Origin of the sequence: Exiguobacterium sp. s75, assembly GCF_018617145.1 — a bacterium.
GTDB lineage: Bacteria > Bacillota > Bacilli > Exiguobacteriales > Exiguobacteriaceae > Exiguobacterium > Exiguobacterium profundum.
Window position 1 is genome coordinate 5862 of sequence record NZ_JACSJQ010000009.1, and the last position, 12416, is coordinate 18277.

8 protein-coding genes, 2 tRNA genes and 1 other annotated feature are annotated in these 12416 nt (G+C 48.6%); of the genes, 3 read left to right on the forward strand and 7 right to left on the reverse strand.

Going from position 1 to position 12416, the window contains the following annotated elements:
* From KNO68_RS14705 to pdxS, 6 genes are all read right to left on the reverse strand, one after another.
* Positions 1-88: transfer RNA gene (locus tag KNO68_RS14705), tRNA-Ser, on the reverse strand.
* Between the two features lie 37 nt (positions 89-125).
* A tRNA-Ser gene (locus KNO68_RS14710) sits at positions 126-216 on the reverse strand.
* A 138-nt stretch (positions 217-354) separates the two neighbouring features.
* Positions 355-1638 (reverse strand): serine--tRNA ligase, encoded by a 1284-nt coding sequence (gene serS / locus KNO68_RS14715; RefSeq protein WP_214873976.1) that lies wholly within the window; start codon positions 1636-1638, stop codon positions 355-357.
* A 51-nt stretch (positions 1639-1689) separates the two neighbouring features.
* Positions 1690-1898, reverse strand: a binding site (T-box leader).
* 18 nt (positions 1899-1916) lie between these two features.
* The gene (locus KNO68_RS14720) at positions 1917-3164 is read right to left on the reverse strand and encodes a D-alanyl-D-alanine carboxypeptidase family protein (protein ID WP_196431817.1); all 1248 of its coding nucleotides are present in this window, start codon (positions 3162-3164) and stop codon (positions 1917-1919) included.
* A gap of 85 nt (positions 3165-3249) precedes the next feature.
* Complete coding sequence (gene pdxT, locus KNO68_RS14725) at positions 3250-3828, reverse strand: pyridoxal 5'-phosphate synthase glutaminase subunit PdxT (protein ID WP_074035275.1); 579 nt, start codon at positions 3826-3828, stop codon at positions 3250-3252.
* 1 nt (position 3829) lies between these two features.
* Positions 3830-4720 (reverse strand): pyridoxal 5'-phosphate synthase lyase subunit PdxS, encoded by an 891-nt coding sequence (gene pdxS / locus KNO68_RS14730; protein WP_012727762.1) that lies wholly within the window; start codon positions 4718-4720, stop codon positions 3830-3832.
* 288 nt (positions 4721-5008) lie between these two features.
* Here pdxS and pdxR point away from each other — a divergent pair, with 288 nt between their 5' ends.
* From pdxR to KNO68_RS14745, 3 genes are all read left to right on the forward strand, one after another.
* On the forward strand, positions 5009-6412 hold the full coding sequence (gene pdxR, locus KNO68_RS14735) for a MocR-like pyridoxine biosynthesis transcription factor PdxR (protein ID WP_214735222.1): 1404 nt from the start codon (positions 5009-5011) through the stop codon (positions 6410-6412).
* The gene (locus tag KNO68_RS14740; protein WP_078145947.1) at positions 6409-7029 is read left to right on the forward strand and encodes a class A sortase; all 621 of its coding nucleotides are present in this window, start codon (positions 6409-6411) and stop codon (positions 7027-7029) included. Before pdxR ends, KNO68_RS14740 begins: the two co-directional genes overlap by 4 nt.
* Before the next feature lie 140 nt (positions 7030-7169).
* On the forward strand, positions 7170-10592 hold the full coding sequence (locus KNO68_RS14745; RefSeq protein WP_215112697.1) for an alpha-amylase family glycosyl hydrolase: 3423 nt from the start codon (positions 7170-7172) through the stop codon (positions 10590-10592).
* A 39-nt stretch (positions 10593-10631) separates the two neighbouring features.
* Here KNO68_RS14745 and guaB read toward each other — a convergent pair whose 3' ends face one another.
* Entirely contained in the window at positions 10632-12095 is a 1464-nt protein-coding gene (gene guaB / locus KNO68_RS14750) for an IMP dehydrogenase (RefSeq protein ID WP_078145949.1), read from the reverse strand.
* Between the last annotated feature and the right edge of the window lie 321 nt (positions 12096-12416).

The following is a 12416-nucleotide window of genomic DNA, read 5'->3' on the forward strand; positions in this document are numbered from 1 at the left end:
AGGAGGTGGTGGGATTCGAACCCACGCAGGCTGTTACACCCCTGACGGTTTTCAAGACCGTTCCCTTAAACCACTTGGGTACACCTCCAGAAGATATAAAATTGTGTGAGCCTCCAAAAAAGAAATGGAGGAGGTGGTGGGATTCGAACCCACGCAGGCTGTTACACCCCTGACGGTTTTCAAGACCGTTCCCTTAAACCACTTGGGTACACCTCCAAAGCTCATATGCAATTCGTGAGCAACAGTGTCGCTCGACATGATTTATAGTACCAACTGAAGAGACAGATGTCAAACCCTTTTGTGAAAAAACATTAAAAAAATTGAGCAGCCTCAAAATCGAGGCTGCTCAAGCGTTTAGTTCGGCATTTCAATCTTTTCTTTTCCACCCATGTAAGGACGAAGAACTTCTGGAATCACGACCGATCCATCCGCTTGTTGATAATTTTCAAGAATCGCTGCGACCGTTCGTCCGACGGCCAAACCTGAACCGTTCAACGTATGCACAAACTCAGGTTTCGCATTGGCGTCACGACGGAAACGAATTCCCGCACGACGCGCTTGGAAATCTTCAAAGTTTGAGCAAGACGAGATTTCACGATAGACCCCTTGTGCCGGCATCCATACTTCAATATCGTATTTTTTCGCGGCAGTGAATCCGAGATCTGCCGTACACATGCTGAGCACTTGATAAGGAAGGCCTAGACGTTTCAATACTTCTTCAGCATGACCTGTCAACAGTTCCAATTGCTCATAAGACTCTTCCGGTTTTACGAAGCGGACGAGCTCGACTTTATTGAATTGGTGCTGACGGATCAACCCACGCGTGTCACGTCCCGCTGACCCAGCTTCAGAACGGAAGTTTGCACTATATGCAGTATACGCGATTGGAAGTTGTGTTTCCGCAAGAATTTCTTCACGGTGCATGTTCGTGACCGGTACTTCAGCAGTCGGAACGAGGAAATAGTTCGTATCCGCTACTTTAAATGCATCCTCTTCAAATTTAGGAAGCTGACCCGTTCCTGTCATCGAATCTCGATTGACCATGTAAGGAGGTAACACTTCAGCGTACCCATGCTCATCTGAATGAAGGTCCATCATAAAGTTGATGAGGGCACGTTCTAAGCGAGCGCCTAATCCTTTATAGAAGACGAAGCGGCTACCTGTTACTTTTCCAGCGCGCTCGACATCGACGATTTGAAGGTCTTCCATCACGTCCCAATGTTGCTTAGGCTCGAAATCAAACTCAGGCTTTGTCCCGATTTCGCGAATCGTCACGTTGTCGTCTTCCGTTTCGCCGATTGGTGTTGATTCGTGCGGGATATTTGGGATGCTGAGTAAAATCAAGTTGAGTTCTGCCTCAACTTCGCGTAAATCTTCGTCCAACAGTTTGATTTCATCGCCGAGGCGACGTGTCTCTAAAATCGGACCTTCGGCATCTTCTTTGTTCCGCTTCAATTCAGCGATCTGTTTTGTCGCTTCGTTGCGCTTCGCTTTCTTCACTTCGACTTCGTTGATCAAGTCGCGACGTTTCTCCTCTAGTTGTGGGAAGCGGTCAAGTGCACTCAAGTCTTCCCCCCGGTGAGCTAACTTTTCTTTAATCCCTTCAAAATCCTGTCGCAAACGTTTAATGTCTAACATTGCTATTCCTCCTTTTTCATATAAAAAAGGTGGCACGTCCCTTTCCCGTAGGAAAGGGACGAACCACCTTGGATCCGCGTTGCCACCCTCGTTGCCCAAATGTTTGAGCCACTCGATGCACGTAACGTGTGCGAACGTGACTTGTTTCCAAGTCAATGCTCCGAGGCCGATTCGGTCACGTCATCTCACTAGTTTGCACCAACCACTAGCTCTCTGTCAGTAGACGTACGTAACGTACTTATTCTCATCATCGCATCTGTCATTGAATTAATCTTACTTTACAACATCTCAACTTGTTCGACAAGACTGATTTTTCCAAGTGCGAGTCGGATTTGATCGAGGAAATCCAAAAAAGCTCGCGTTATTCTCGTCAAGAACGAGGCGGTATCGACCGACTCCGCTGTAACAAGTGCCATCTTAGGAGGAGCCTCTCCCTCTAAATAGCGTACGTTCTCCGAAGAATCGATGGTGACCATGCCTGCCTGTGTGTCAGCCTTAATCGGAGCCTCTAAATCAAGCAGATCATATTCGGGCTCCGGTACGGGTCTTCCTTTTTCGACTAATACTTCAAAGTCGTTCGTCGTTCGGACCGCGACTTGCTCTTCCTCGCCTTGAGAGACCGTTGCCATCTTGGAGATTGTCTCCCCCATCCGCAAGATTGGGGTCATCACGAAATCCGCATAAGCATAATCATGTAGCGCTTTCGTTGCTGCATAACGTCCCTCGTCCGATGTTGCACCGAGGACGACCGACAAAACGGTACGCCCATCCCGTGTGGATACGCCGATGAAACAATATCCCGCCTCATTCGTCGTGCCTGTCTTGAAGCCGAGCATTCCCGGATAAGCGAGGTCACGATTAGCGAGCATGCGATTCGTCGCATCAAATCGAACACCGTCGACGTCCACGTATGCCCGCTTCGTCACGTCGAGCACTTCCGGATACGTCGTCAAATACGCGATCGCGAGCTTCATCAAGTCCTTAGCAGACGTCAAGTTGTCTCCCGGTAGGCCAGCGGATTCAGAATCGAGTCCTGAGGCGTTCGCGAACGTCGTTTGCGTCATCCCTAATTCATCAGCCCGGCGATTCATCTCTTTGACGAATGCCTCTTCCGAACCGGATACGGCCTCCCCGAGCGTTACGGCCGCTTCATTCGCTGAACGAATCAACGCGGCATCGTATAATTCTTTGACGGTATATGGTTTATTTAACAGCGGGATTCGTGCCAACCCCGGCTTTCTCGTCAACGCCAAAGCAGCATCGCTCGGTGTGATTTCTTGTGTCCAACTGAGTTTCCCTGCCTGAATCGCCTCACGCGTCAAAAATGCAGTCATCAGCTTCGTGATTGAAGCCGGCTGAAGCATCGAATCTTCTTGTTTGGCAAATAGAACTTGTCCTGTCGTCACGTCTACAAGCATCGCGCTTGCTGCATCCACTTTCGGAGCGGCCGCAGAGGCAGCCGATGGCAACATGGTCTGTATGACGAATACGACAGTGAGCAATATGATGAAATAACGGGCCTTCACATCGTTTCCCCTTTCTGTACGCTTCTTTGTTCAGTGTAACAAAAAATAAGTTTGAAGGACCCCCTTTTTGCGAGGTCCCTCAAACTTATACATGTTGACTCTGATTCGCTTTGACCATCTCGATAAAATAGCGATGTAACGAGAGGTCATCCGTCAATTCGGGATGGAACGAGCAAGCCAGATACTGATTGTAACGGACCGCCACAATCGCTTCCTCCACTTCAGCGAGCACATCTACTTCCGGTTCGACACGTGCCACTTGTGGGGCACGAATAAAGACCGCTTCGACTGGCTCATCGATCCCTTTCACTGGAAGGTCGACTTCAAAACTGTCGACCTGACGTCCGAACGCATTGCGTTTCACTGTCATCGGGATTTTCTTCAAGTGGGCGTCATACCCTTCGACTTCGTTCGCGAGAAGAATCATGCCGGCACATGTGCCGAACATTGGTAACGTTTCCGTCTCTCGAAGTGGTTCAAGTAATCCATAACGATCGAGTAGTCGACGCATTGCCGTGCTCTCTCCACCTGGTAACACGAGTCCGTCAATTGACTCCAAGTCTTCTACCGAGCGAACGACAACGGTTCGAGCACCGAGCGCTTCCAGCATGCGAACATGCTCACGAATCGCACCTTGCATTCCTAATACGCCAATCGTTACCATCTTACCAGCCTCGTGGTGCCATGAGTTCTTCTTCTTTGAGTGTGCGGACGTCGAGTCCTTTCATCGCCTCACCCAATCCTTTTGACAAGTGTGCGATTCGCTCATAGTCATCGTGATACGTTGTTGCTTCTACAATGGCACGTGCAAATTTTTCTGGGTTCTCCGCTTTGAAAATACCAGATCCGACAAAGACTCCATCTGCCCCGAGGTGCATCATCAAGGCAGCATCCGCTGGTGTCGCGATTCCACCTGCTGCGAAGTTTACGACCGGCAGACGGCCCGCTTCACGGATTTGCATCAATACTTCAAACGGTGCACCGAGGTCGCGCGCCTCTGTCATGACCTCATCTACGCTCATCGACAAGAGACGTTTCACTTGAGCTTGGACTGTACGCATATGACGAACCGCTTCGACGATGTTCCCTGTTCCCGGCTCCCCTTTTGTACGAATCATCGCTGCCCCTTCACCGATACGGCGGGCTGCTTCACCGAGGTCGCGTGCTCCACATACGAACGGCGCCGTATAGTCGCGCTTGTACAAGTGGAACTCTTCGTCGGCTGGTGTCAACACTTCACTCTCGTCAATGAAGTCGACCCCCATCGACTCGAGGACACGTGCTTCAGCGATATGCCCGATCCGGCATTTTGCCATAACCGGCACAGATACTGCCCCCATGACGTCTTCGATGATTGTCGGGTCAGCCATACGGGCAACGCCACCCATTTTACGGATATCTGATGGTACACGTTCGAGCGCCATGACAGCCACAGCACCGGCAGCTTCAGCGATTTTCGCCTGTTCAGCGTTGATGACGTCCATGATGACGCCACCTTTTTGCATTTCAGCCATCCCACGTTTTACTTTATCTGTCCCTACTTGTCTCTTTTCCATTGAAATCCCTCCATTGATTCGTGTTCTACTTGCTAGTATAAGTTGAATTGACTATATTAAAAGTGCCAGTTTCTCATTATTTAAAGTGGTCAGTTTTAAATAAAGGACTCTATTTCATCTATCACGAACCTGTTGAAGTATAAAGGAGGAATACGTATGTTAAACCGCGATTCGTTTGATGGGGGTCATCGTGCCTCATTCGGGACACCCGGGATTGTCTCTTTCATCATTATTCTTGGGTTTATGCTCTACTTCTTTTTTGGTTCGTAAAGAAAGGAACGTCACACCATGGATATGCTTACCTTATCGCTTGATCAAGAATCGTCCATCCCGCTTTACGAGCAATTGTATAAGCACATTCGGGATGCCATCCTCGACGATACGTTAAAGACAGGAACCAAATTACCTTCAAAGCGTAAGCTCTCTCAATTTTTAGATGTCTCGCAGACCACGGTCGAGTTCGCGTATGCCCAGTTACTCGCCGAAGGATACATCGAGTCCATTCCTCGAAAAGGATTTTATGTGTTACCTCAAGAGGAACTGTACGTCCGGCGCTCGAGTAGTACCATCACACCAGCCCCTCAGCGAAAGACATATGATTATGATGTTTCCCCGAGTCAAATCGACACGACTGCCTTCCCGTTTGAACGATGGAAGCGACACATCAAACATGTAGTCGATGACGTGAATCATGAATTACTTGCGTTAGGTTCTGTTCAAGGAGATCTAGAATTACGCCAAGAAATCGCCACATATCTTTATCACTCCCGCGGCGTACAGTGCTCACCAGAACAGATCATCGTCGGCTCCGGAACGGAACAGCTGTTGCCACAGCTCTTGAATCTCTTACCTGACTCGTCTATCTTCGGAATCGAAGACCCTGGCTATCCGCTCACGCGCCTGTTGTTCGAGCAACAAGGACGCACATCGATTCCTATTCCCGTAGACGATAGTGGTGTTTGTGTGAATGAACTCGAGCGTCATGCAATCGATGCACTATATGTCACACCTGCTCATCAATTTCCGACAGGGACCGTCCTGTCTGTCAGTCGAAGGCAACGTTTGTTAAATTGGGCACTCGTCCATCAGACGTATATCATCGAAGACGATTACGACAGCGAGTTTCGCTATAGCGGCAAGCCGATTCCGTCACTGCAGAGCATGGACCCGAACGAACGGGTTATCTATATCAGTACGTTTTCAAAATCTCTCATGCCATCCTTACGCATCGGCTATATGGTCTTACCGACACCCTTGTTAAACCGTTACCGGGAACGACACCAGTATTTCACCTGTAGCGTTCCCCGGTTCGAACAACAGACGTTGGCCTTATTTATGTCGAGCGGTGACTTTGAGAAGCATTTGAACCGGATGCGAAAAATATACCGTCGTAAGTTAGAAAGTGTCCTCTCAGCCTTCCGACCATTCGAACCGACCGTCACCGTGACCGGAGCAAGTGCCGGATTGCACGTCGTTTTGACCATCGCGACCGAGCGAACAGAACAAGAATTGAAGCGGTCCGCCGAATCCGCCGGAATCGCCATTAAATCCATGAACGACTATCGCATCGTGCATCCGGACTCCCACAAGCAATTTCTATTCGGGTTTGCGCATTTGCCGGAGTCGACTTTACCTGACGTGATCGTTCAGTTGATGCTTGCGTGGGAAGTTTCAAAAGGAGGGAAGTCATGAATCGACGTATCCGGTGGCTCATCGGACTTTTACTCATTGGGAGCGGCATCCTCTTTTTGACGAGTCCGATTTGGAAAAATGCCATTGCCAGTTCGACGAGTGAATACGTGGTGGAACAGATGAAATTTCAAGAAGAGAGCGAATTTGATCCAAGTTATGATTTCAAAGCCGTCAGTCCACTCTCTGTATCGGACGTCCTACAAGCGCGCAATCGGTTTCATAATTTGCCGACAATCGGCGTGATTTCAATTCCCGATGTCTCACTGAAACTTCCCATCATGAAAGGATTGGACAATGAAAGTCTCGCGGTAGGCGCCGGAACGATGCATCCTGAACAAGAGATGGGCAAAGGGAACTATGCGCTCGCCGGCCACTATTTACAACGAGCGACCGCTCTATTCGGACCGCTCCATGAAATCGAGGTCGGTGCGACGATCTACCTTCAGGATGAAGTGCAAACGTACGAGTACGTAGTCACTTCGCTTGAAACCGTCTCTCCTGAACGAGTCGATGTATTAGATGACACCTCAACCCCAACCATCACGTTAATCACGTGTACGTTCGATACGACAGAGCGCCTGATTGTAAAAGGAAAGCTCGTCGCTCCATCCTCTTGACCGCTTCTCCTTTCAAAATAGGAGAGGCGGTTTATTATTTTTGCAAAAACATATTGTGAGCGCTTTCAAATTCCGCTAAACTATTTTTGAAAACGTTTGCATAAAAGTGTGCAAATATATTTGACAGGAAGAGGTGCCTCATGAAAAAAACAACCGCTCGTCAGGCTTCGACGCTGATCCTTTCCGGAGCATTACTCATTCAAGCCGGTGTCCCGATGAACGCATTGGCCGAACCGACTACGATGACGATTGATGGATCGAAAACAGACTGGACTTCAACCCCAGCCCTTGCGACTTCCCCGGCTACGGGTTGGCAAGGATTTGATGTCGGTGATTTATACATACAAAACGATGCTCAACATCTTTATTTTTACGTAGATGCGAACAATGTCCCGAATTGGGGCGACAACGGACAATACATTAACATCGCCCTTCAAATTAACGATGAAGATTCTGGCGTCTCTGAAAATCCACTCGGATACCCATTCGACTTTACAGGCGTCGACAAGGCACCTCAATATCATGTTCTCGTTCGTGTCGATGGCGATCAAAAAGTCAAAGAGGCCGCCCTTTATAAGGCCGGACAGGATACCCCACTCTTACAATTGAACCAATTGAACGGTGCGGCTTTCGCAGTGGACCGGACGAAAGGATTCGAAGGAAAGATTCCATTATCCTTACTCGGGCTAAACAATGGAGACCAAGTTCGTGCCTTGACTGTATTGAGCGGCAATAATGCAGGAGAGCATGGTGCGTTCGATACGATTCCAAGTAACGCGGCCAACCAACTGGCGAACAGCTGGAACGTCGCTGCTACTCCGTCGACGCAATCCGTATATAGTGCCCCGTTCACGTTAAATGGGGTGGAGACGGTTGATCAGCTTGAGGTCGTTTCGGTGACCCCGGCTTCATCCTCGATCGACGTGGATGTGTCTACCCCAATCACATGGACGTTCAACGAACCTGTCCGTCTCGATACTGAAGCAGCCACGCTTCAACAAGGAGAGACAAAAATCCCGGTCGACGTGACAACGAACGGTTCGACCGTGACGCTTCAGCCGAAAGAGGCACTCGCACTCGACACGTCATATACGGCGACCATCCCAGCGGATGCGGTGACAGGGATGATTTCCAACACGTCACTCCCTGCCTTGACGACTTCGTTCAAAACGGCAACCAAGCTCGCCGATCCATGGGAAACGACTCGTTATATCGAGATGAAGTATGTCCGCGCGGATGGAGATTATACGGATTGGAACTTGTGGACGTGGAGCACCGGTAAAAAAGACGGCCAAGTTGACCCGTATCGCATCACGGAGGACGAGGCCATCTTCCGAATTCCCGTTGGCCAAGACGCCACCAAAGTCGGATTTGTGATCCGAAAAGGAACGGATTGGGCCGTGAAGGACGCATACGGAGAAGACAGATACGTCACGCTCGGAGAAGACCGTGTCACGAAGGTCCTCGTCGAAAGCGGCAAAGGTGTGTTCCATCAAGTTCCGACAGTCAACGGACCAGTGTACGGTACAGACGGGATCAGTTTCTTCTACCGCGATGTAGCACTCTATGAATCCGGAAAAATGAATGAAATCGAACAGGTCGCACTCAAAATCAATGATGAAAGTTATCCAATGACGTATGAGCCTGAAAACGAATGGTTCCGCCACACAGTGCGTTTGCCTGAAGGCGTTCATGATTACACGTACCTCGTCACAAAAGACGGGGTGACGACTGAAGTGAAGGATCCGTACTTTGAGGCTTCTCAAATCGAGTATCGCCAACCGACCGTCAAACTCACTTCTTCAGTCAGTCCAAAAGCGATTAGCTCCAGAGAAAATGCCGTCCTACGGGTAAAACCAACTTTACCGAAGGGAGTGACGCTTCGTGAACTCTATATCGATGCACGACCTCTCGGAGGACCCGCTAAGTTGCACATCGACCGTGCATTGAATGCTCAAACCATTGCGGTGAAAGATACGATCAAACCAGGAAACAAGACGCTCTCTGTCACAGCCGTCGACCAGTATGGAAATGTCCATCGCTCGAAGACCACCATCCGTGTCGTTCCGAAATCGATGAAAGAGAAACAAGCATTTGATTGGGATGAGGCACGAATCTACTTCATGCTAACCGACCGCTTCTATAACGGGGACGTGTCCAATGATAATCCGAACCGTGAGTACTATGATAAAGACCATCTGGAATCGTACCATGGTGGAGACTTTGCGGGTGTCACAAAAAAACTCGATTATTTAGACGACTTGGGCATCAATACAATCTGGATTACACCGATTGTGGATAACATCGATTGGGATTTGCGTTATGGGAAAGATGGGTCTCAATATGGCTATCACGGATATTGGGCGAAAAACTTTGAAAAACTTGATGAACACCTTGGAGATATGGCCGCATTCCATAAATTGATTGACGAGGCGCATAAGCGTGGCATCAAAATTATGGTCGATGTCGTCTTGAACCATCCAGGCTACGGCATGGAACCAGGTGCAAGTTCAGCCGTCACGAATTTCCCGACGGATGCAGAACGACAAGTATTCGATGGCATGATTCGCGAGAATCCGGTCGATGGGGACGACCTCAGAATGTCCTTATCTGGTCTTCCTGATTTCAAGACCGAGGAAGCGGCCGTGCGGGAGCAATTGGTCAAATGGCAGACGGATTGGATCAAACGTTCGAAAACGAAAAAAGGAAATACGATCGACTATTTCCGTGTCGATACGGTCAAACATGTAGATTCAACGACGTGGAAATCATTCAAAAATGAGCTGACAACAATCAAGCCGGATTTCAAACTCATCGGCGAACACTATGGTGCCAGCATCAACAACACAGGCGGCTATTTGAGAAGTGGTCAAATGGATTCCTTGCTCGACTTCGATTTTAAATACCAGGCCGAGCGATTCGTAAACGGCAACATTGAAGATGTAGAAAAAGCGCTTCAATACCGGAATAACCAATTATCGAATGAAGCAACACTTGGACAATTCTTAAGTAGCCATGACGAAGATGGATTCCTCGTCTCGCGTGCAGGTGGAGACACAGGCAAGCAAATGGTCGCTGCTGCCCTTCAGATTACGGCCAAAGGTCAACCGGTCATCTATTACGGAGAAGAGGTCGGACAATCTGGTAAACATGCAGGGGATATGGACAAAGGTGAATTTAACGAGAACCGCTATGACTTCGACTGGTCACGTGTCAAAGGGGAAGGGAAAGCGATGCATACGCATTACCAGAAACTATTGAATATCCGTGCAGACTATTCTCACGTATTCAGTAAAGGAACGCGTTCATCCGTCGCTGTGAATGCTACTTCTGGTTATTCGATCTTTGAGCGGGCCTACGGCAAACAGTCTGTTCTTGTCGGATTGAACACGAAAGAAAAAGCGCAAACCGTTTCATTTAAGACGTCGTACAAGGCGAAGACCGTTTTGATTGACCGCTATAGCGGCAAGTCATACACGGTTCAAAAAGACGGGAAGGTGACCGTCTCACTTCCTGCACAAGATCAAGGAGGAACTGTCATTTTAGTCGAGAAACGCAAATAAAGAACCGCCATCCTGAGTGAACAGGATGGCGGTTTTTCATTAACGTGAATAGTTTGGTGCTTCTTTTGTGATGTTGACATCGTGTGGGTGGCTCTCTTGGAGTCCAGCACCTGTCATACGAATGAACTGTGTATCTTCACGAAGGGCACGAATGTCGGCAGCGCCGCAATACCCCATACCTGAACGAAGACCACCGATCAATTGATAGACCGTGTCAGCCAGTTCACCGCGATACGCGACGCGACCTTCGATACCTTCTGGAACGAACTTTTTGTCTGCTTCCTGGAAGTAACGGTCTTGGCTTCCGCGTTTCATCGATGCTTCCGATCCCATACCACGGTACGTCTTGAATTGACGACCTTGGTAGATTTCCATCTCACCTGGGCTCTCTTTCACACCTGCGAGCAAGCTTCCGAGCATGACTGCGTTGGCTCCTGCGGCAATCGCTTTGACGATATCACCAGAGTACTTGATTCCACCGTCAGCGATGACTGAGACACCGTGCTCTTTCGCTTCTGTCACACAGTCATAAACTGCTGTGATTTGCGGAACACCGACACCTGCGACGACACGTGTCGTACAGATCGAGCCTGGTCCAATCCCAACTTTAATGACGGATGCTCCTGCTTCAATCAATGCACGTGTCGCTTCTGCTGTCGCCACGTTCCCTGCGATAATTGGAAGGGACGGGAACATATCACGTAATTCACGCACTTTTTCAAGTACGCCAGCTGAGTGACCGTGTGCCGTATCGATGACTAGTGCATCCACACCTGCTTCAACCAACACTTGAGCACGTGAGGCCGCGTCTTTCGTCACACCGACTGCAGCTGCGACAAGAAGACGACCTTGCTTATCTTTTGCTGCGTTCGGGAACTGTTCGACCTTCTCGATATCTTTCGTCGTAATGAGACCTTTCAATACGCCGTTCTCATCGACAAGTGGAAGTTTCTCGATACGATGTTGATGAAGGATACGTTCAGCTTCTTCAAGCGATGTACCCACTTTTGCTGTGATGAGATTCTCTGTCGTCATGACATCTTTGATCACCGTCGAATAGTCTTTGATGAAGCGAAGATCACGATTCGTTAAAATACCGATCAATTGACGCTCTTCTTCTGAGTTGACGATTGGAACGCCCGAAATACGGTATTTACTCATCAAGTATTCTGCATCATATACTTGACGGTCTGGAGTTAAATAGAACGGGTTTGTGATGACACCATTTTCTGAGCGCTTTACGCGATCGACGTGCTCAGCCTGCATTTCCATCGACATGTTCTTGTGAATGACACCTAAACCACCTTGACGGGCCATAGCGATCGCCATTGGGGCTTCAGTGACAGTATCCATACCGGCACTGATGATTGGAATATTTAATTCGAGTCCTTCACAGAGCTTCGTGCTTAAATCAACGTCACGTGGTAAGACATTTGAAAACCGTGGTACGAGTAATACATCATCAAATGTTAAACCTTCTTTTGCAAACTTATTTTCCCACATAAAAATTGATGGCCCCTTTCTCGTTCTACCTACATCTTTGTTTCGAAATATTTCTGTAATGGTAACAGGTATAACGCAAAAGTGCAATTCAATTCCCGATGTTCAGAAAGTTCAGAATTGTGTTCATTGGCTTAAATTATATGCAAATTGTTCGGAATTTCATTGTATGGATCAGTAGATCTTGGAGTTCGGTTTCATTATGAACGTAAAAAAACGACCGAGCGTATGCTCAGTCGTCCTGCGTTGTTGCCTGGCAACGTCCTATCCTCACAGGGGGAGATCCCCCAACTACTTTCGGCGCTGAGACGCTTAACTTCCGTG